The organism is Pelagimonas sp., from assembly GCF_058892305.1.
Genome location: NZ_JBZXVN010000016.1, coordinates 15,567 through 35,092, shown reverse-complemented (window position 1 = coordinate 35,092; position 19,526 = coordinate 15,567). Strand labels below are relative to the sequence as shown.

Genomic DNA, 19,526 nt, shown 5'->3' with positions numbered 1-19,526 from the left:
GTAATCTTTTTTAAGTTGCTCTTGCTGAGCGAAATTCAAGTGATTTTGCTGGCAGTGGCCGTGGTTTATGTCGGCGGGTTTCTAGGTTTTTTGTTTGCAAACCACCAAATTCCCATGCGCCGGGTAAAGCATTGGTGTTATCTTGCCGGGGGCATTTTCTAATGTCGGCGGTCCAATTTGGGTGGTTGTACATTGGCCTCGAAGCCGAATATGGTTTGTTTTCCGCACTTTCGCTTGTGATTTGGGGAACGGCTGTTTTGTTTGGCTACTTGGTGTACCACATCAGTGCCGCAAGGAGCCTGAATATTACCGGCAGTCCCAAGAAAGCTTGGGCTGCCTTTGTTCCGTTTGGCGTTTTCTGGCTGCTGTTTGCGGGGAGGGACCATGGAACGACAAGCGATGACCACAAAAGATCCGGTTTTGGCAACTATGCGAATGACCCGGCTTTTGTGCTCATGGCCATAGCTTTGTTCTTCACAAGCCGATCGATTGACACATATTTGGAGAAGGTGGCGCCACCCGAATATGCGGCAGAGGCCGCCATTGTGAAACTGGCTGAACGTGGCCAAACGATCGAAGAGTTTTTTGCGCAAGAAGTCCTTTTAACGAGTCCCGGACTTCCTGAGCAAATCGACTATGGTTTAACGCTCCAATCCTTGTCGAACAGCGGTCAGAAATTATTGTTTCACTTTGTCGTCGACGGCCCAATGGATGATTTCCAATATGGTCACTTTCCTTGGCTGTCGGAACAGTATTGCCAGCCAGAAGTGTTTGGCACCGTTGTTGACAAAGGCGGGAGCCTGATCTTTTCTGTTTCCTCAAAAGAGGATCGCAGCCACAAGAATTACACGGTTTCCAAAACGGATTGTTCGATCTGACAGGTTCGTCACATTGTGCGACATCACCAAATGAAAAACGCCCGGAGCAAGGCCCCGGGCGTTTTCATTTCTAATGCTGGTGCGCTTTAGTTAGACGCCATTTCCTTTGGCAGACGGAAAGTCCACATCAGACCACCTTGGTTCAGGTAGTTGACCTTTTTGGCAACTTCACCACCCCAGAGTGGAACCGCGCCACCCCAACCGGACATGATCGACACATACTGTTCGCCGTCCTGTTCCCATGTGACTGGCTGACCGACGATGCCGGAGCCGGTCTGGAAGGACCACAGTTTTTCACCGGTTTCATCATCCAACGCAATGAACTCACCCTCGGGTGTGCCAAAGAACACCAGACCGCCAGCGGTGGTCATAACCCCACCCCAAAGAGGTGCATCGTTCTTGTATTCCCAAACCCATTCACCGGTGTCCGGGTCAATCGCTTTGAGGCTACCGATATGGTCTTCGTAGTTTGGTTTGATGGTGAAACCAGCCCCCAGATAGGCCGCGCCCTTTTTGTAGGAAATCGGCTCGTTCCAGATGTCCATGCCCCATTCATTTGACGGAACATAGAAGTTGCCGGTCTTTTGGCTAAACGCCATTGGCATCCAGTTTTTGCCACCCAAGAAAGATGGTGACGCAAAGATGACTTCACCCTTTTTACCATCAGCAGCAGCAGTTGGATCACCAGGGCGGTTGGCTTCGTTAAAGATCGGACGACCGGTCTCATCAATGCCGTCGGCCCAGCTGATGTCTTTGACAAAGGGGGCCGCCGAAATAAAGCCGCCATCTTCGGCCTTCAAGGTGTAGAAGAACCCATTGCGGTCTGCTGTGGCCAAACGCTGGCTGCCGTCGCGGGCGTCATAGGCGACCACTTCGTTCACACCATCATAGTCCCAACCTTCACGCGGCGTGGTCTGATAGTGCCATTTGATTTCGCCTGTGGCCGGGTCAATGCCGATACGGCTAGCGGCATAAAGGTTGTCACCCTTGCCGGAATTGTCCTGACCCGCGTCACGAAGCCAGCTGTTCCAAGGGGCAGGGTTACCGGCCCCAAAGATCAGCGTGTCAGTCCGCGCATCATACGAGCCACCCAACCATGTGGCACCACCACCGGTTTTCCACATGTCACCGGGCCAAGTCGCGTTCAGCTCACCGGTCATGGTCGATGGTTCGCCGTTTAGCGTGCCCATGTGACCTTCGATCACGGGTCGTTCCCAAACCATGTCGCCAGTGTTGACGTCACGCGCCTGAACCGTACCGACGATGCCAAATTCACCACCCGAGTTGCCGGTGATGACAAGGCCGTTCACAATCAAAGGAGCGGCAGTATAGGAATAACCTTCTTTGTAGTTGGCGATCTTGTCACGCCAAACAACGTCACCGGTCTTGGCGTCAAGCGCAACAATCCGGGCGTCCAGCGTACCAAAGACAACCTTGTCACCATAAATGGCAGCACCACGGTTGATCACGTCACAGCAAGGCAAAATGCCTTCGGGCAGGCGGGCATCGTACTGCCAAAGCTCTTTGCCGGTTTTGACGTCAATCGCATACATCCGCGAATAAGACCCGGTGATATACATCACACCGTCATAAATCAGCGGCTGGGTTTCTTGACCACGCTGCTTTTCCCCCCCAAGCGAAAAGGCCCATGCGGGCACCAAGCTTTTGACGTTGTCTTTGTTCAACGTGTCGAGCGGGCTGTAGCGCTGCAAGTGGCGGCCCATACCATTTGTGACCACCTGATCGGTGATGGTTTGGTCATTGGCCAGCATTTCTTCGGTCACATTGGCCATGGCGCCCGTGGCACCAATTAGGCTTACTGCGACAGCGGCGACGAATTTGTTCATGTCAGTCCTCCCGTGAACATTCAGTCGTGATGGGACCGCCCGACTAGAAGCTATCGAAAGCTGAGACGGTCTTCTCCCTAGCTCAACACTATAAAGAGAACGTGATTTCCCGGAACGCGCCATAGGTCGTACGACCCTTGCAGACTTGACAGGACTGTCGTGATTCGTCCCAGCCTAAAGGGGATTCGCCAAGATAAAGGAGTGCCAAGATGAGAAAATCGATTCTCTTATGTGTTGCCGCAATTTGCGCCGGTCCGGGGATGGCATTGGAAGATGGGCCACATGGTGTTTGGTTGCTAGACCAAGACGGTGTCCGCATTCAAATCGCGTCTGTAGATATCAAAGAGGGGGCGTATGCGCTGACGTTAGAAGATGCGCCGTTTACCGACCATTTCCTCTCTATGCGACCATTTAAATGCGTCGAGGGGCCGGAAATGCTTTGGTGCCATGTGCCATATCCATATGAAATAAAACGCGATATTTCGGTAGAGCCGACCGATTTAGAATATGATTTCCTCTTCCTGTGGAAGAAAGCCGGAAGCTATGGAATCGATATGTGGAACGGCGTTTACTATGAGCTGTCAGAGCAAGATGGCAACCTGGTTGGAAGTCTGCATGAGATGGACATGAACGTGTTGTCCGTACCACCAGAGGCTGGCGTTTTACGTCCTTTAAAACCGACTGATTTGGAACTGGGCGATCCGGACAGCCATTGGCTACCCAAGCTTGTAATCGGACCAAAAGGATGAACTGTGCAGGTCCTCAAGACAGTCAAAAGCCGCGCGAAACATCCGCGCGGCCAAGTATAATCATCCGGTAGGTTACTCAGAAATCTGTTTATTGTCCTGAGGGCTGATCGACCCAAGATAGGCTAGGATAAAGTCTTGAACTGTTCGGTCTTCAATGCCGACATGGCGCATTTTCGTTCCGGGCATAAACCCGTCATTGTCTTCCATCCATGCGCGTACGGCACCGGGTGTCCAAACAATACCCGATGCCTCCATTGCTATGGAGTAATCATAGCCCTCATAAGAGCCCGCCGCGCGATATAGAATGTTTTCCAAGGGCGGCCCATAAGATGGATCATCGGAATCCGCGGCATGACAGCGGCGGCAAGAGCGATCATACAACGTCTGGCCCGCATCAATTTTGATTTTCTCAAACACGTCGGCGGCCGCAGCGGGAGCAGCGGAAAATCCAACGAGGGGCAAACAGGCGACGGCCATAGTTAGAAAGCGGTTCATGCGCATTCTCCTTTTGATAAGCTTGGCATTGGCACAAGCATAATTCGGGGCCGGGTGGGCTAACTTGATGCATATCAACGGCGGGGCCCTGCATGGCCTGTCCAATGGTCGTATACCTATCCCAAGGGCTGCTGTTACGATTAGCTTAACAAGCCTAGGGAGGTTGGCATGTCATTTATGAAGGTTTTACGCGGGAGTGCCGCAGCTTTGATCACACTGGCCGGTGCCGCTTGGGCCGAGGCCCCGGTGTTGCGGGCCGCGGTGCTACAATATGGTACCGTGAACTGGGAACTGGACGTAATCAAGCACAATCAGTTTGACGCGAAAAACGGTTTTACATTGGAAGTTCAGGGGGTTGCGGGCGGTTCCGCAGCCAAAGTCGCTTTTCAGGGCGGCGAAGCTGATGTTATCGTATCTGACTGGCTCTGGGTTGCGCGTCAGCGCGCCGCTGGAAAGGATTTCGTATTCATTCCCTATAGCCGCGCGGTTGGGGCTTTGATGGTGCCCGGTGATAGCGACGCCAAGTCATTGGCCGATCTCAAAGGCCAGAAAATCGGCATCGCAGGGGGACCTTTGGACAAGTCGTGGCTGATTTTGCAGGCTTATGCCGAGCAAGAACACGGTGTTGACCTTGCCGGCGAAACTGAACAAGTCTTTGGCGCGCCGCCCTTGATCTTTAAGACCGCGCTCCAAGGTGAACTTGGTGGTGCCATCAATTTTTGGCACTTCTTGGCAAAAATGGAAGCCGGTGGGATGAAACCATTGGTGACTGTTGATCAGGCGGCCGAAGCCTTGGGGTTGGACACGCAAACCCCGCTTTTGGGCTATGTCCTCAAGGGTGATTTGCTGCGCGACAACCCTGAATTGGTGAACGCTATGGCAAACGCTTCGCGTAACGCCAAGGATTTGCTGGCAAAAGACGATGCGGAATGGGATCGGTTGCGCCCGCGGATGAAAGCCAAAACAGACGCGCAGTTTGACGCGCTCAAGGCCGGTTTCCGCGCCGGAATCCCGGATGCCGGGCCGGTTGACGAAGAGGCAGCCGCGAAAATGTTGGCATTGATGGCCAAGCTTGGTGGCGAAGACCTGGTCGGCAAGGCGCAAGACCTTCCTGACGGTATCTTTGTGCAGCCGGGCTCTTGATGGCTCTGCAATTGGTGCATGATCAACAAACGGACGGGCGGCCCGAGGTCGCCCGTATCGCGTTGCAACGTTTGTCTTTGGGTGGGCGTGCTATCCTCGGAAATGTCGAATTTTCTTTGCGGTCAGGGGACACATTGGCCTTAACCGGACCGTCTGGAATAGGAAAAACCAGCCTTTTGCGCATTTTGGCAGGGCTGGAAACACGTTTTGACGGAAATATCTCAAGGCCAGAAAAGATTGCAGTTGTTTTTCAAGAGCCTACACTTCTTTTGTGGCGGAATTTGATCGACAATCTATGCCTAACGCTTGGGGTGACAGGCGCTGAGGCCAAACAAGCGCTTGATGATGTCGGGCTGGACGGACGCGGAGCCTCCTTTCCCGGTCACCTCAGCTTGGGCCAACAACGCCGATTGTCTCTGGCGCGTGCTTTTGCCGCCAAACCCGAGTTATTGTTGATGGATGAGCCATTTGTCTCTCTGGATGATCATTTGGCCGACGAAATGATGTCGTTATTTGAAACGCTTAGGGCACGGAGTGACACCACAACCTTGATTGTGACCCATTCCGAGAGCGAAGCAAAACGGTTGTGCAATCGGGCGATACGCCTAGAAGGATCACCCGCCGTTTTGGTTTAGATTTGCAATTCAAGCTCTTGAATCAAGACGACTTAGCGCGAGAAGGGTCATATCCCCACATTGCTAGAGCCAAAAAGAAGATCGCCGCCAGGCAAGTCCATCCCAATGCGGCCAAATTCATTTGTTGATACAATGCAAATCGGATGAGTTCGACAGCGTGTGTAAATGGGTTTACTGCGCAAATATCGTGCAAAAGCTCAGAAGATTCTGCCATCTTCCACAGTGGATAAAGCGCAGAGCTTAGGAAAAACATTGGGAAAATGACAAAATTCATCACACCAGCGAAATTTTCTAACTGTCTGATGAAACTCGACAAAGCCAATCCTAAAGCGCCGAGCATGATGCCCGCCAGAAGCAAAGCTGGTAGGGCGTTTAAGTATCCCAAGGCAGGTAGAGTGATCCCAAAGAGCGCAGCGATTCCTAGAAACGCATAACATTGGAGAATCCCAATAAATGTCGCGCCGCAAAGCTTTGAAAACAAAAGAAACCATCGTGGTAACGGTGCTGTAAGCAACAGGCGCATTGACCCCATTTCCCGATCATAGACCAAAGACAAAGAGCTTTGCATGCCATTGAAAAGAAGGATCATTCCGCACAAACCAGGCAGGATATAGGTCTCGTAGGTGATGTAGGTTTGGTAAGGCGGTGTGATTGATAGCCCAAGTGCGGCGCGAAAACCGGCCGCAAAGACCAAAAGCCAAACCAAAGGGCGTACGAGCGCTGCAACAAACCGTTCACGTTGATGGACAAATCTCAGAATTTCGCGCGTGGAAATGGCCTGAAATGCAGTTTTATAGTGCGAAAATCCGGTCATACGGGGGCCTTGGTCTGGTCCAAAAACCATGTTCGCAAATCACGACCGTGACAGAGATTGCCCGCTGTGTCGTTTTTCAGAACCCGACCTTGGTGCAACAGAATCAGTTGGTCCGACATCTCAATTTCATCCGTAAGGTGCGTTGCCCAAAGGACTGTCATCCCCTCAGAGGCCAGCGCATGGACATGGTCGGTTATGTCCCGGCGGCTTTCCGCATCAAGCCCGACGGTGGGTTCGTCTAGAAAGAGCACTGATGGATCGTGGATTAAAGCACGCGCGAGTTCTGTCCGTCGGCGATGGCCACCGTTTAGGGCACGGACCTTTTCAGAGGCGCGTTCCCGCATGTTCAAACGGTCCAAGGCGTCCTCAATTTTCATTTCGGCCGGTTTCCCAGACAGCCCATGCAGCGCCGCGAAATAGGACAGGTTTTGGCGTACGGTTAGATCCAAATCCAAAGTGGGTTTTTGAAAAACAATCCCCATCTGTGCCAAAGCAGCCTGAGGCTGAGCGGACAAATCGTGACCGGCAATCGTTATTTCACCTGACTTGGCCGTCAAGAGGCGGGTCAGTAATGCGAACAGAGTTGATTTCCCGGCACCATTTGGACCCAGCAAGGCGGCAAAGAGCCCTTGGTCAACCGTTAGGTTGATGTCCTGTAGGGCCTGTTTTGGACCATAGGAAAACGATAGATTTGAAATCTGGAGTGTCATGACAATCCTGAGTTGGGTCGCCGCTCATGGCCACCCAACTGTGCCGTGTTTCGGCGATTATTCAATGGTGATTTCCAACCGTTGTGTTTCACCGGTCGAACCCGGAATTTTGAGATAATATGACCCCGGCTTGATTGCCAAAAAACCGATCTCCATTTCGCCGGCTTCATCAAACTCGACCGAATCCAAACCAAGAGGGCGGATTTCCAGCCCCTCCACGACGATTTCATCAATCCAAATGGCGCGGAAGAATTCCGGCCCTACCAAAGCCAATTCCTGACTGCCATCGCCCTGGATTTCGAACTCATAATAAGTGCCGGATTTGAGAACCCATGGGGCGGACGTTAGGGGGATGCCGGCGCCCAATTGGATCGGCTCGAGGTCTTCTTTGTTTTTGGCGGAAAGAACACCGGCAAGGCCGAATTTGTCATCATCATCGTCGTCATTATCCGCCAAAGCCCCAAAGGGGAGGGCGGCGGCGAGCACTGCCGTGAGGAGAAATCTATGCATAGTATTGGTCCTTTTTCGCGCGAAATATGCAAATTGAGGGAGTTTGGGATCAGTTTGTTGGCCGAAAGGCCGCGCCCCATGGAAAGCGTCCAACCTTGATGGTTTTTTCGGCTTTGCGGCTTGCGACATCGACCATAGTGACATCGCCTGACACGCCATTGGTGGTGAAAAGTTTGCTACGATCGGCGTTGAAATCCATGTGCCAAACGCGCCGCCCGACAAGAATGTAGTCTTCGACCTCATAAGTGTCGGCATTCACGACGGCCAAATGATTTGATGGTCCAAGGGCGACAAAAGCATGGGTGTCGCCTTGGGTGAGCTCGAACCCAACTGGTTGTACCCGGTCCGGGTGGACTCCTTTGACCTTGAACTCAATCTTGGCCTTTTCGGCTTGGGACGCGACGTCGAAAACAGTGATGGTTCCGCCGATTTCTGAACTGACCCAAAGCTCGCTGCCGTCTTTGACAAATTCCGCATGACGCGGGCGGCTGTCGACCAGTGTATTGGCGAATAGCTTTTGGGTGTCGGTGTCGATCCAATGGGCCATGTTGGTGGTTTCGGACGTGGTGATGGCGATCTTACCATCGGGGGAAACGGCCATGCCTTCGGGTTCGATGCCGACGTCAATTTGCGCGACAACTGTCCGTGATTGGGTGTCGACAACGGTGGTGATCGCGTCATCTTCGTTGGCGATATATAGATGTCGGTCATCCGGGTGGAGCACAAATTGTTCCGGATCTTCTCCGGAGGGAAGATCGTACAGGATCTCTCCGGTGGTCGGGTTCATCACCTGAACCGCGTCACTATCGGAGGCACAGATATACACAACAGAGTAGTCCTTGGAAAAGGTGATACCACGCGGGCGCTCCCCAGTTGCGAGGGTTCGCGACACTTCCAACGTTTCGAGATCAATGACACTAATCGTGTCATCTTTTTCATTGGTGATCCACATTTCATCGGCGCTGACCGGAGTGGTAGACAGAAGCAAGGCCGCAAGAACGGAGAGCTTTTTCATCGAGAGCTTCCTTTTTGAATGAGCGGGCGGGCGGGCCCGGAATGGTGAGGGGTTAGTTAAACTGCGTACAAGCGGTTTCGGGTTGATCGAGACCGAGCGTGTCTAACTCACTGCGTTGGTGTAAGAATCCCTCGAGCGGGGCCGAGGCCACAAGCGCACCGCGATGGGATAGGGTGATTGGTTGGCGCAACTGTCCGTTCCAGCTCCGATAGGTTAGGGGGCGGCCTTTAAACCCGGCCAGTTCGAATTGATCGGACAACAAAAAGGATCGAAGAGTTTGGGCATCTTGGGATTGCGTCCGCGTCACGGCCTCGCCAATTGAGCGGACCGCGGCCCAGGCGGCATAGTCGCGGGGCAACATCGCACGCCCGGCTTGCTCTTCAAAACGAGATTGCAATTGAGCCGCGCCCCATTGTTCAACAACGCGATCCCAGGCAGTGGCTATTAACCCTTCGGCCCCCGCAACCGGGCGCGGATGCCATGTGTTAAATGGAATGTAGCGGGCAAAATCATTGGCTTCATCCGCGACAACCAAAACATCATAGTCGCCAAGCTCTTGGGTAAAGAGAGGGACTTCTTGGGCGGCATTGCGGCGCATATCCGCATCAAAGGCCCAGGTCTTGCGCGCCTCTATCGCCATTCCGAATTTGCGCGCCGAGGCGTCCATGGCCGTCGCATAGGCTAGATCTTCGGGCTGTGTCCCTGCGATCATGGCGATGTCGGACCAGCGACGTTTGACAAAAAACTGCATCAATGCGTCGGTCTGCATCGCGCGACTGGGCAGGGTGTGCAAAAGGTTGGCACGGCAATGTTCACTGCGCAAAGCGGTGTCGGCCGCAGAGACGTTGAACACCAGGGCCGCGCTGCTTTGGGCCTGATCGGCCGCCGCGATGAGCTGTTCGGAGGGGGCGTCCAAAACTAGAAGATCCGTTTTGCTCAAGGCGTCTGATATTGCCAGAGAAAAGTCGCCGCCAATCGGGACGGTGGTGACCTCTAATATATAGTTTTGTCCTAGAAACCGGCCCGTGGTTGCATTGTCTTCCAATGCGAGCAGCGCACCTTGTGCCCCAAGGTCATGGGGAATCGGGTCGAGGTTTGACAACGTCGGCAGCTGTTCAACTTCTTGATGGATATAGTGAATCTCGACATCCAAGGCAGACGCTTGCGACGAAATACCAATGATCGCAGCGCAGGCTGCGGTCAAAAACTTGTTCATGGTGTCCTCCCGTTAGCGACTAAGGTACGCGCTGGTTAGGCAGGCTCAATACGACCTACGTCGGAAATTGGCCTCATTAGGACGGGCTGCGCGACACGAAAGTCCAATGGTGCTTGTGGCGGTGCTTGGCCTACTCCTTGAGCAACGGGAACGGAGACGATCCGGGAGGAGACATCATGACCAAACTCAAACTACGCACGGCTGTTCTTGCGGCCTCGACATTGATTATTACACCGGGGATACTCGCACCAGGGCTTGCTCAAGCGCATGGTGATGTTGCACCCCAGGCGGTGGACACTACTGGCTTGCCGGAAACCGGTGAAGAATGGCTGACGGAAAACCCTTATCGCGTCGAATCTATTGGGGAAGAGGCATGGGCCCTAGCCGTTGAGATCGGGTCATCCGGTTACAATCAGAACTGCGCGCGCTGTCATGGTCTCGAAGTGATCTCAGGGGGGCTTGCACCCGATTTGCGCTTTCTTGAGGCCGAAGAATATGGCGACGAGTGGTATGTTGAGAGGTTCCAATTCGGCTACACGCAAAACGGAATCACAAAAATGCCGGCCTTCGGCGAGTTGCTAGGCCAAGATGCGGCCTGGGCGATCCGGACCTATATCGAAACCCGTCCTGATGATGATTCGATGGCAGATGCGGCAAGTGAGCTGAAAACCATTCGTGATGCTTTGGCGGCCGGTGGTGCAGATGTCGATAGCATCAAGGCACGATTGGATGACATTGCTGCCAAGATCGAAACTGTGTCTGGCGCTCCTATTGCGGACAGTGCGGCAAGCCGGGCGGCCAAGTTGCTAGACGGAAGTGATGAAGGCATCACCCGCGCTGCCGAGGCCTTGACCATTGGGCTGTCAGCGGCAAACTGATCGGGTTGAAGTAAGGGAGGAGGGCCGATCACATGACCGATCAGAGGAGAGCGGGCTCAAATCTCATGCATGAGATTTGCAAAAGTTTTGCAAAACTTTTGCGCGCGAAGCTGATGGTCTGCGCAACAGTTTTGGTGGTGCCCGTCGCAGGGGTCGCCGCTGACCCCTGCGCCGATTTTGCACCTCAGCCTAAACCGCAAAACGCTGGTCGCGACATTGTGGGGCAGGAGCTCGATCAGATTATTGATCAAGGGTTTATGACTTTTGCGCTTTATTCGGATTATCCACCCTACTCTTGGCAAGACAAGGGCAAGGCGCGCGGTGTCGATGTTGATGTCGCGCGTTTGGTTGCCGAGTATATCGGGGTTGAGCCACGTTTCAAATTCGTGGCTGCAGGTGAAAATCTAGAAGCAGATTTGCGCAACAATCTTTGGAAAGGTCCAATCGTTGGTGGCGCGGTCAGCAATGTTATGATGCGCGTCCCCTATGATAGTGCGTTTCGTTGTCGGGTTGAGCAGGTGGTCTTTCCCGGTCAATACCACGACGAAGGTGTGGCTATTGCTTATTCGACAACAGCCTATGAAGAGGATGACAAACCGGTTCCGGCCTATTTTCGATTTGACACAGTTGCGGTCGAAAACGATTCTATAGCCGACTTTTACCTGACCAGCCTTGGGCGCGGTCAAACCGCCAAGGGCGTGCGCCGTTTTGAGACCATGGCCGAGGCCATGGAAGCCCTAAACAAGGGGGACGTCATGGCGGCAATGGGCCCTCGGGCGCAGTTGGAATTCCACGCAGGAGATAGCGTTGCTATCCATGAACCGCCGCTGCCGGGTTTTTCTCGTGCCAGTTGGGTATTGGGGACCGGCGTACATTTTGCCTATCGACCTTTGGCCTATTCGGTTGGCGACGCCATCACCGAAGGCCTGTCTGATGGCCGTATCGAAGCGATTTTTCACGACTACGGCCTCAGCTTTCATCCACCGCAATGGTGAAATTCAACCCATGGCTTAGGCCATTAGTCTAATATGCCCTTTGGGGCAGTGCGCCTAGGCTTGGCGCTAACGGAAAGGATAAAACCATGCATATGAGCGATTCCCGTGAGATCAACGCACCCACGTCGGAAGTGTGGGCCGCGATCCTGGATGCAGACGTTCTAAAGCAATGTGTTCCGGGCTGTACCGAAATGGCAGGCAATGCCAGTGACGGGTTCGACGCCACAGTTGTACAGAAAGTCGGACCGGTCAAAGCGACCTTCAAGGGGCATGTTACCCTGTCGGATCTAGATGAACCCAACAGCCTGCATCTCGCTGGTGAGGGCAAAGGCGGGGCCGCTGGTTTTGCCAAAGGCGGTGCCGATGTGACCCTAACCGCGACTGAAAATGGTGGGACTTTGTTGCATTACGAAGTCGAGGCAAAAGTAGGCGGAAAATTGGCCCAGTTGGGGAGCCGTATCGTCGACGGTTTCGCCAAAAAGATGGCTGACCAGTTCTTTAACAACTTTAAAGACGCCGTCGAAGGCCCATCCGAAGAGGGTGAGGCCAGCGAAGAGACTGGCGAAAAGAAAAAGGGCTGGCTCAAACGTATCGTGAGCTAAGCCAAGGAAATGACCCCCGGAGAATTGCTCTGGGGGCACGAATTTAGACTTCAAGGGAGGAGAGAAATGACAGAAGTGACCATGGTGGTGAACGGCAAGTCCGTCACCAAGTCGGTCAAGGGCAATACGCTCATGACCGAATTTCTGCGCGAAGAGCTTCGATTGACTGGCACCCATGTGGGCTGTGACACCTCACAGTGTGGTGCTTGTGTTGTGCATGTGAACGGCGAAGCGGTCAAAAGCTGCACAATGTTCGCAGCCGAGGCCAATGGCGCCGAGGTGAACACCATCGAAAGCATGGAAAACCCAGACGGCTCTCTTGGGGTGATCCAACAGGCGTTCCAGGATCATCACGGCCTTCAGTGCGGTTTTTGCACCCCCGGCATGGTGATGTCCGCGGCTGCGCTGCTCAAGGATAATCCAAAGCCAAGCGAAACCGAAATTCGCGATTACCTTGAAGGCAATATTTGCCGCTGCACCGGGTACCATAACATCGTGAAATCGATCATGGCCGCCAGCGGTCAGGATGTTTCGAACATCGCGGCTGAATAAGCCCACTTGATTTGAGTTCGCGGCGGGGAGGCCCGCCACGGGAATGATTTCCGTAAGATGGGGGATACCCCCGTCGACCCAAGGGAGGGAACAGACCATGCCCAAGGATCATGGCATTGGTGCAAGCCCAAAGCGGCGCGAAGACGTCCGCTTTTTGACTGGCACTGGCAATTATACTGACGATATAAACGTTTACGGCCAAGCCTACGTTTATTTCCTGCGCTCCGACATGGCGCACGGCAACATCAAAAACATCGACACATCCGCCGCCGAAGCGATGTCCGGCGTGGTGAAAATTTTCACCGGCGCAGATTTCGAAGGTGTGGGTGGCATTCCCTGTGGTTGGGAAATCACCGACAAGAACGGTGACGCGATGCAGGAACCGGCCCACCCGGTTCTGGCCATTGGCAAGGTGCGCCATGTGGGCGACCCGATCGCAGCCGTCGTGGCCGATAGCCTCGAAGAGGCCCGCAATGCTGCCGAAGCCATCGAGGTCGATCTAGAAGAGCTGCCGGCCGTTGTCGACATGAAGGCCGCGCTGGAAGATGGCGCAACCAAAGTGCACGACGATCTGACAAGCAACCTGTGTTATGACTGGCAATTCGGCACGGAAACCGCGGAAGTGGATGCGGCCTTTGCCGGGGCGGCACATGTCACCACGCTGGAGCTAACCAACAACCGTCTGGTGGCCAACCCGATGGAGCCGCGTGTCGCTGTTGGTGATTACAACCGGGCAGGTGACCATTCGACCCTGCACACCACGTCGCAGAACCCGCATGTGATCCGGCTCTTGATGGGCGCGTTTGTCTTGGGCATCCCCGAGCACAAGCTGACAGTTGTGGCCCCCGATGTGGGTGGCGGGTTTGGCACCAAGATCTTCCACTATGCGGAAGAAGCCTTTGTGACCTTTGCGGCCAAAGCCTGTAACCGCGCGGTCAAATGGACCTCGTCGCGTTCAGAGGCGTTCATGTCTGACGCGCATGGTCGTGACCACGTATCCAAGATCGAACTGGCGCTGGATGCTGACAATAATTTTGTTGGGCTGCGCACGGATACCTATGCCAATATGGGCGCCTATCTGTCGACCTTTGCCTCCTCGGTTCCGACCTGGCTGCATGGCACGCTGATGGCCGGTAACTACAAGACGCCCGCCGTACAGGTGAACGTCAAGGCGGTGTTCACCACCACGGTTCCGGTGGATGCCTATCGTGGCGCTGGCCGCCCCGAGGCGACCTATCAGCTGGAGCGGTTGATCGACAAAGCCGCGCGTGAACTAAGCGTCGATCCGATGGCACTGCGCCGTCAGAACTTCATCACGTCCTTCCCATATGCCACCCCTGTCGCGGTGGAATATGACACCGGTGACTACAACGCCACCATGGACAAGATGGAAGAGCTGATGGACTTCCCGGGTTTTGCCGCACGCCGTGCCGCGTCGGAAGCCAAGGGGATGCTGCGTGGCCGTGGTGTGAACTGTTTCATCGAGGCTTGCGGGATTGCTCCGTCGAACCTAGTGGGGCAGCTTGGCGCGCGGGCCGGTCTCTATGATGCGGCGACTGTGCGGGTGAATGCCACCGGCTCGATCAGCGTCATGGTTGGGGCGCATAGCCATGGCCAGGGCCATGAAACCGTGTTCCCGCAGGTTGTGGCCGAGATGCTGGGCATCGATGAGGGCATGATCGACATCGTACATGGTGATACATCCAAGATCCCATTTGGCATGGGGACATATGGCTCGCGGTCGCTCGCGGTCTGTGGATCGGCCATGGTTCGGGCGACCGAGAAAATCATCAACAAGGCCAAGAAGATCGCGGCCCACCTTCTCGAAGCGTCTGAGGGCGATATCGAGTTGAAAGATGGTCAGTTCTCGGTTGCAGGGACGGATAAATCCGTGGCTTGGGGAGATGTGACTTTGGCGGCCTATGTGCCCCATAACTACCCGCTCGAAGACATTGAGCCAGGCCTCGAAGAGACCGCGTTCTATGATCCGGCCAACTTCACCTATCCAGCGGGCGCTTATGCGTGCGAGGTCGAGGTGGACCCGGAGACCGGCAAGGTGACCATCGAAAAGTTCGTTTCGGCAGATGACTTCGGCAATGTGGTCAACCCGATGATCGTCGAGGGCCAAGTGCATGGCGGGATCGCTCAGGGCATCGGTCAGGCGCTGTTGGAAAACTGTGCCTATGATGAAAATGGTCAGCTGTTGAGCGCGTCCTACATGGACTACGCCATGCCGCGCGCCGATGATTTGCCGCATATGGCAAATTACGTGGTGGATCATTCCTGCCAGACCCCATGCACCCACAACCCGCTTGGGGTGAAGGGCTGTGGTGAGGCCGGTGCCATCGGCTCCCCGCCGACCGTTGTGAATGCGGTGCTTGATGCGTTGAACTCGGGCAACCACAATGTCGAGCATATCGACATGCCGGTGTCGCCGAGCCGCGTTTGGGAAGCCATGAACGGCTAATGGATGAGAGGTGTGGTCCGGGGGCAACCCCGGACCCCCGGAGTTTATTTGGCAAGATGAAGAGGCGAGAGCCGCTTTGATTGCCAAGGGAGGAATGAAAGAATGTATTCTTTTGACGTAGAGCGTCCGACCAGCGTTGCAGATGCAGCCACCGCGTTGGGCAAAGAAGATGCACAGGCATTGGGGGGCGGGCAAACGCTTATCCCAACCCTGAAACAGCGCTTGGCATCACCATCGGTTCTGGTCAGCTTGTCTGGCATTGATGAGATCAAAGGCGTTTCGTCTGATGGTGGCAAAATCACCATTGGCGGCGGCACAAATCACGCGACCGTTGCGGCAGAAGCGGGGGCCTATGCGGCGCTGGCGGATCTCGCCAACAATATCGGTGATCCTGCGGTGCGCAACCGAGGGACAATTGGCGGCTCTTTGGCCAATAATGACCCCTCGGCCTGTTACCCGGCAGCTGCTTTGGCGTCTGGTGCGACGATCACCACCAACAACCGTGACATCGCCGCGGACGATTATTTCCAAGGCATGTTCACCACGGCGCTGGACGAGGGCGAGATTGTCACTTCGGTTAGCTTCCCGGTGCCTGAGGCCGCGTCCTATCAGAAGTTCGAACAGCCAGCGTCGCGTTTCTCGCTCGTGGGTGTGTTTGTTGCCAAATACGCTGACGGTGTGCGCGTCGCTGTGACAGGTGCCTCCGAAGAAGGTGTGTTCCGGTGGAGCGAAGCCGAGGCAGCGCTTTCGGGCAACTTCAGCGCCGATGCCTTGGAAGGGCTTTCGGTATCGGGTGATGGGATGATCTCAGACCTACACGGGTCGGGTGATTACCGCGCTCATCTGGTGAAGGTTATGACCAAACGGGCCGTTGCCGCCGCGAGCTAAACCTAATGAAATGATTATGAAACGCCCCGCAAATTTGCGGGGCGTTTTTTTATCAATGGCTTAGATGGATGTCTTAAAGTGATCTCATCACTCGGCCGGAACTTGATTGGGATGGCCGGTAACACGCGGGGCGCGTTTTGCGGCTTTGGCCTTGAGGATCAACGGCACACATTGTTGGTCATCATCGTGAATGGTGACGCAGTCCAGACATTGAAAACATTCGTCATACTGAATCGCCCCAGTTTGACGAATAGCACCGTAGTTGCATTTCACTTTGCACAATTGGCAGGGGCTACCGCATTCTATCCGGCGCGGAATCCATTTGCGGATGCGTAGGAAACCACCGATCGCCATCAATGCACCCAATGGGCAAAGATAGCGGCAGAAGCCTTTGAAAACAAACAAGCCTAGGACCAACCAAAGCGCAGCATAGGCGACATAATACCATTCACGCACAAAGAAGGTTGTGATCGCGGTTTTGAACGGTTCAATCTCCGCCGCTTTGTCCATGTGTTCGGGGGCGTAAACCGTGACCCCGATCAATCCGGCCAAGGCAACATATTTCAGCTTTTTAAGGTGTTGGTCGATGTGGCGGGGCACATCATAGGTCGGAATGCGCAGCAAACGACCGATATGATGCAGAAATTCCTGCATTGCACCAAAGGGACAGAGCCAGCCGCAAAACAAACCGCGTCCCCAAAGGACAAATCCAACAATGGCCGCTATCCAAACCAAGAGCGAAAATGGATCATAGAGCAGGAAAGCAAAGCTGCCGCCGGTCATGGCTGTTTGCAAGGATGCCAAAGGGGTCACGATAGACAGTTGCCCTTGGCCCCACCAACCAACGAACCCCAAAACCGCTGCCAGAACCGCCAATCGAATGGGGGTAAAGGCACCCAATCCTGCAAGGCGAGATTGGGCAAACAGCAGTGATGGAAGGAGGACAGCCAGGCCAATCGCCAGTGTGATCAGGTCGTTTTGACGACTGCGGATTGCTTCTTCGAAGGGCGACAGGCGCTCAACTTTTCCGGGACGGGTAAAGAACCGAGCATCGGTGCTGTGCTCAACGGCGAGCGTTACAGACCCGGTCTCAGGTTGGAACATACCATGTTCGCGAATGGCGGTAACATTCATGGTCCAAGGCGACGCTGGATCAAAGCCAAGCCGTCTGTCGGTGCGCAAAATCAGCGCAACACCATCATGAAGCTCATCCGGAGCATCGTCATGCAATTCAACAAACAAATCTGCATCACGCAGCGCGATCGGAAAACCGCCTTGTTCTGCACCGATCCAATCCGGGGCGGTATTTCGTACAAAGTCCGGTGATACCAGCCCGTGGCGAGCAGTTTCGACCACCAAGATTGGCTCATCAAAGGTTGAGATCGACGTAAAGAGGTCGAGTTCTTCCAATGTGTCCTCTGATAGCAAGGCGCGCGCAATCGAGCTGGGCCCCAGATCGGCCACCCAAAGGTCGAGGTAGGGGGCATCAGGGAAATCAACAGCGTCGGGATCGTCGTCTTCCCAAGTTGTTCCCTTGAAAAGCTCCTGAACCTTGGCGTTTGAAACAGTGTGGCGGTTGATCAAGCCCTGTTCGACCGCATCTTGCCAGCTAAGGGGTTCATTTATGTCAGGATTTGGGAAGGCCGGAGGGCCGGAGGCAATCCCGCCCATTTTTTCGCGCGCGACCTGAAGGGCCGACGCCAATATCGTTTCATGGGCGATCCGGACCGATGCCGTGGCCTTGGTGACACCGTCCAAATAGACAAGACCACTGCCATCTGAACCGCTGCCATAGGGCGTGCCGACAACAAGGCTATCTGAGATGGAATGGCCGCGATATTGTTCAAAAAACGCGTGAAAAGGAGCTTGGCCAAGACCGGATACGAAGATTGGCTCATTGTGGTCAATCAACTGAACGTCCAAAAACCGCCCCTCAAGGTCTAAGACCACCAAAATATTGATAGGCGCGCCGGAAAATCCGGGTAGCGGGGCCATGGGTTCGGTTTGAAAAACATAACCTGCGTGGGCACCGCCAGAGTTTAGCAATTCGTAAATGCCGTCATCAGATAGCTGTGCGCCAAGCGACATAGGGGCAAATATTCGGGCGCTGATGTCTTCCTCGGTCGCGGGCTCGGCCCAAAGGCCAAATGTGCTAAGACACCAAAGGATGGTTGCAAGGAAAAGTGTATGTTTCATGCACAAAATCTAAGCAGCCGTCGCCGCGCCAGATATGCGACCTTGGTGCAAGGGGCAGGGCAGGCGCGTCACGATATGGTTACTGTTAGGGAGACAAAAATGACAGCAACCACCCGAGCACCGGCTCATATCACCGCCCTGTCTTTGTTGGGTCTTGGCATTGTTTGGTATGTTGCCGCGAAAATCGGCAATGATCCCGATATTTTGCCTGGTCCGGCGGCTGTTTGGCAGGTGATTTTGTCGGAAACTCAAAATGGCAAGCTTTGGTTTCACATGTCCCAGACCTTTGGACGTGTGATGGCTGCGTTTTGTTTGGCCATGTGCGTTGGGGCGGCGCTGGGAATTTGGCTCGGGAGCAGCCCGCGCGCCAATCGCTGGCTTGATCCATGGGTGACAGTGATGTTGAACTTGCCGGCCTTGGTGATCATCGTTCTTTGCTATTTGTGGATTGGCCTCAACGAGTTAGCGGCCATAGTTGCGGTTGCTCTTAACAAAACCGCCATGGTGACTGTGACCATTCGTGAAGGTGTGCGCGCCCTTGATCGCGGAGTGGGCGACATGGCGCAGGTCTATCGCATGTCGTTGTGGAGCCGTTTACGACATGTGATTTGGCCGCAACTTGGCCCCTTTGTCGCCGCCAGCACCCGCAATGGTTTGGCCGTAATCTGGAAGATTGTTTTGGTGGTCGAGTTTTTGGGGCGCTCAAATGGGGTTGGCTTTCAGATTCACTTGTACTTCCAACTCTTTGATACGGCGTCTGTTTTGGCCTATGCAGTGAGCTTTACAACCGTGATGTTGGCGGTTGAATACCTAATCGTGCAACGGTGGGAAGCGCGGGCTACGGCATGGCGAACAGCCTAGCAAAAATAGAAAAACGCCCGCGACATGGCGAGCGTTTCTCACTTGGGCTCTTGATGGCCCTGAATTCCTCAGTCT

19 protein-coding genes are annotated in these 19,526 nt (G+C 54.5%); 11 read left to right on the top strand and 8 right to left on the bottom strand.

Annotated elements, in window-relative coordinates:
- Positions 1-455: 455 nt before the first annotated feature.
- A complete protein-coding gene (locus tag AC5EFR_RS06350; protein WP_493575042.1) occupies positions 456-878 on the top strand; it encodes a hypothetical protein in 423 nt (140 codons plus the stop codon).
- Positions 879-964: 86 nt separating this feature from the next.
- On the opposite strand, the gene AC5EFR_RS06345 is transcribed toward AC5EFR_RS06350, so the two are convergent.
- Positions 965-2,725 (bottom strand): PQQ-dependent methanol/ethanol family dehydrogenase, encoded by a 1,761-nt coding sequence (locus AC5EFR_RS06345; RefSeq protein ID WP_493575041.1) that lies wholly within the window; start codon positions 2,723-2,725, stop codon positions 965-967.
- 209 nt (positions 2,726-2,934) lie between these two features.
- Between AC5EFR_RS06345 and AC5EFR_RS06340 the strand changes: the two genes are divergently transcribed.
- Entirely contained in the window at positions 2,935-3,474 is a 540-nt protein-coding gene (locus AC5EFR_RS06340) for a hypothetical protein (RefSeq protein ID WP_493575040.1), read from the top strand.
- Positions 3,475-3,546: 72 nt separating this feature from the next.
- Here the strand turns inward: AC5EFR_RS06340 and AC5EFR_RS06335 are convergent, their stop codons facing one another.
- Complete coding sequence (locus AC5EFR_RS06335) at positions 3,547-3,969, bottom strand: c-type cytochrome (protein ID WP_493575039.1); 423 nt, start codon at positions 3,967-3,969, stop codon at positions 3,547-3,549.
- A 168-nt stretch (positions 3,970-4,137) separates the two neighbouring features.
- Here AC5EFR_RS06335 and AC5EFR_RS06330 point away from each other — a divergent pair, with 168 nt between their 5' ends.
- The gene (locus AC5EFR_RS06330; RefSeq protein WP_493575038.1) at positions 4,138-5,112 is read left to right on the top strand and encodes an ABC transporter substrate-binding protein; all 975 of its coding nucleotides are present in this window, start codon (positions 4,138-4,140) and stop codon (positions 5,110-5,112) included.
- Positions 5,112-5,747, top strand: a complete 636-nt coding sequence (locus tag AC5EFR_RS06325) for an ATP-binding cassette domain-containing protein (RefSeq protein WP_493575037.1) — start codon at positions 5,112-5,114, stop codon at positions 5,745-5,747. The genes AC5EFR_RS06330 and AC5EFR_RS06325 overlap by 1 nt, the downstream gene beginning before the upstream one ends.
- Positions 5,748-5,769: 22 nt before the next feature.
- Here AC5EFR_RS06325 and AC5EFR_RS06320 read toward each other — a convergent pair whose 3' ends face one another.
- Genes AC5EFR_RS06320 through AC5EFR_RS06300 form a run of 5 tightly spaced genes read right to left on the bottom strand, consistent with a single transcriptional unit; the run spans position 5,770 to position 10,012 of the window.
- On the bottom strand, positions 5,770-6,561 hold the full coding sequence (locus AC5EFR_RS06320) for an ABC transporter permease (protein ID WP_493575036.1): 792 nt from the start codon (positions 6,559-6,561) through the stop codon (positions 5,770-5,772).
- Entirely contained in the window at positions 6,558-7,271 is a 714-nt protein-coding gene (locus AC5EFR_RS06315; RefSeq protein ID WP_493575035.1) for an ABC transporter ATP-binding protein, read from the bottom strand. The genes AC5EFR_RS06320 and AC5EFR_RS06315 overlap by 4 nt, the downstream gene beginning before the upstream one ends.
- A 57-nt stretch (positions 7,272-7,328) precedes the next feature.
- Complete coding sequence (locus AC5EFR_RS06310; RefSeq protein WP_493575034.1) at positions 7,329-7,781, bottom strand: hypothetical protein; 453 nt, start codon at positions 7,779-7,781, stop codon at positions 7,329-7,331.
- Positions 7,782-7,830: 49 nt separating this feature from the next.
- Positions 7,831-8,796 carry a YVTN family beta-propeller repeat protein gene (locus AC5EFR_RS06305; protein ID WP_493575033.1) on the bottom strand — a complete coding sequence of 322 codons (966 nt, stop codon included), beginning with the start codon at positions 8,794-8,796 and terminating at the stop codon, positions 7,831-7,833.
- 52 nt (positions 8,797-8,848) lie between these two features.
- On the bottom strand, positions 8,849-10,012 hold the full coding sequence (locus AC5EFR_RS06300; protein WP_493575032.1) for an ABC transporter substrate-binding protein: 1,164 nt from the start codon (positions 10,010-10,012) through the stop codon (positions 8,849-8,851).
- Positions 10,013-10,188: 176 nt separating this feature from the next.
- On the opposite strand from AC5EFR_RS06300, the gene pedF reads away from it, so the two are divergent.
- The 6 genes from pedF (at position 10,189) to AC5EFR_RS06270 (ending at position 16,394) form a co-directional block, all read left to right on the top strand.
- Complete coding sequence (pedF, locus tag AC5EFR_RS06295) at positions 10,189-10,890, top strand: cytochrome c-550 PedF (protein WP_493575031.1); 702 nt, start codon at positions 10,189-10,191, stop codon at positions 10,888-10,890.
- Positions 10,891-11,003: 113 nt separating this feature from the next.
- Complete coding sequence (locus tag AC5EFR_RS06290; protein WP_493575030.1) at positions 11,004-11,885, top strand: substrate-binding periplasmic protein; 882 nt, start codon at positions 11,004-11,006, stop codon at positions 11,883-11,885.
- An 86-nt stretch (positions 11,886-11,971) separates the two neighbouring features.
- Complete coding sequence (locus AC5EFR_RS06285; protein ID WP_493575029.1) at positions 11,972-12,487, top strand: SRPBCC family protein; 516 nt, start codon at positions 11,972-11,974, stop codon at positions 12,485-12,487.
- Positions 12,488-12,553: 66 nt separating this feature from the next.
- Positions 12,554-13,039 carry a (2Fe-2S)-binding protein gene (locus AC5EFR_RS06280; protein ID WP_493575028.1) on the top strand — a complete coding sequence of 162 codons (486 nt, stop codon included), beginning with the start codon at positions 12,554-12,556 and terminating at the stop codon, positions 13,037-13,039.
- 97 nt (positions 13,040-13,136) lie between these two features.
- Entirely contained in the window at positions 13,137-15,506 is a 2,370-nt protein-coding gene (locus AC5EFR_RS06275) for a xanthine dehydrogenase family protein molybdopterin-binding subunit (protein WP_493575027.1), read from the top strand.
- A gap of 102 nt (positions 15,507-15,608) precedes the next feature.
- The gene (locus tag AC5EFR_RS06270; protein ID WP_493575026.1) at positions 15,609-16,394 is read left to right on the top strand and encodes an FAD binding domain-containing protein; all 786 of its coding nucleotides are present in this window, start codon (positions 15,609-15,611) and stop codon (positions 16,392-16,394) included.
- 87 nt (positions 16,395-16,481) lie between these two features.
- Here the strand turns inward: AC5EFR_RS06270 and AC5EFR_RS06265 are convergent, their stop codons facing one another.
- Entirely contained in the window at positions 16,482-18,590 is a 2,109-nt protein-coding gene (locus tag AC5EFR_RS06265) for a 4Fe-4S binding protein (RefSeq protein ID WP_493575025.1), read from the bottom strand.
- Positions 18,591-18,689: 99 nt separating this feature from the next.
- Between AC5EFR_RS06265 and AC5EFR_RS06260 the strand changes: the two genes are divergently transcribed.
- Positions 18,690-19,451 (top strand): ABC transporter permease, encoded by a 762-nt coding sequence (locus AC5EFR_RS06260; protein ID WP_493575024.1) that lies wholly within the window; start codon positions 18,690-18,692, stop codon positions 19,449-19,451.
- Positions 19,452-19,526: the final 75 nt, after the last annotated feature.

Coding starts and splice junctions, on each gene's coding strand:
- AC5EFR_RS06275 (WP_493575027.1), top strand. CDS start 13,137: ATGCCCAAGGATCATGGCATTGGTGCAAGCCCAAAGCGGCGCGAAGAC.
- AC5EFR_RS06330 (WP_493575038.1), top strand. CDS start 4,138: ATGTCATTTATGAAGGTTTTACGCGGGAGTGCCGCAGCTTTGATCACA.
- AC5EFR_RS06270 (WP_493575026.1), top strand. CDS start 15,609: ATGTATTCTTTTGACGTAGAGCGTCCGACCAGCGTTGCAGATGCAGCC.
- AC5EFR_RS06345 (WP_493575041.1), bottom strand. CDS start 2,725: ATGAACAAATTCGTCGCCGCTGTCGCAGTAAGCCTAATTGGTGCCACG.
- AC5EFR_RS06320 (WP_493575036.1), bottom strand. CDS start 6,561: ATGACCGGATTTTCGCACTATAAAACTGCATTTCAGGCCATTTCCACG.
- AC5EFR_RS06340 (WP_493575040.1), top strand. CDS start 2,935: ATGAGAAAATCGATTCTCTTATGTGTTGCCGCAATTTGCGCCGGTCCG.
- AC5EFR_RS06290 (WP_493575030.1), top strand. CDS start 11,004: ATGGTCTGCGCAACAGTTTTGGTGGTGCCCGTCGCAGGGGTCGCCGCT.
- AC5EFR_RS06285 (WP_493575029.1), top strand. CDS start 11,972: ATGCATATGAGCGATTCCCGTGAGATCAACGCACCCACGTCGGAAGTG.
- AC5EFR_RS06350 (WP_493575042.1), top strand. CDS start 456: ATGGCCATAGCTTTGTTCTTCACAAGCCGATCGATTGACACATATTTG.
- AC5EFR_RS06260 (WP_493575024.1), top strand. CDS start 18,690: ATGACAGCAACCACCCGAGCACCGGCTCATATCACCGCCCTGTCTTTG.
- AC5EFR_RS06300 (WP_493575032.1), bottom strand. CDS start 10,012: ATGAACAAGTTTTTGACCGCAGCCTGCGCTGCGATCATTGGTATTTCG.
- AC5EFR_RS06335 (WP_493575039.1), bottom strand. CDS start 3,969: ATGAACCGCTTTCTAACTATGGCCGTCGCCTGTTTGCCCCTCGTTGGA.
- AC5EFR_RS06265 (WP_493575025.1), bottom strand. CDS start 18,590: ATGAAACATACACTTTTCCTTGCAACCATCCTTTGGTGTCTTAGCACA.
- AC5EFR_RS06310 (WP_493575034.1), bottom strand. CDS start 7,781: ATGCATAGATTTCTCCTCACGGCAGTGCTCGCCGCCGCCCTCCCCTTT.
- AC5EFR_RS06280 (WP_493575028.1), top strand. CDS start 12,554: ATGACAGAAGTGACCATGGTGGTGAACGGCAAGTCCGTCACCAAGTCG.
- AC5EFR_RS06315 (WP_493575035.1), bottom strand. CDS start 7,271: ATGACACTCCAGATTTCAAATCTATCGTTTTCCTATGGTCCAAAACAG.
- AC5EFR_RS06325 (WP_493575037.1), top strand. CDS start 5,112: ATGGCTCTGCAATTGGTGCATGATCAACAAACGGACGGGCGGCCCGAG.
- pedF (WP_493575031.1), top strand. CDS start 10,189: ATGACCAAACTCAAACTACGCACGGCTGTTCTTGCGGCCTCGACATTG.
- AC5EFR_RS06305 (WP_493575033.1), bottom strand. CDS start 8,796: ATGAAAAAGCTCTCCGTTCTTGCGGCCTTGCTTCTGTCTACCACTCCG.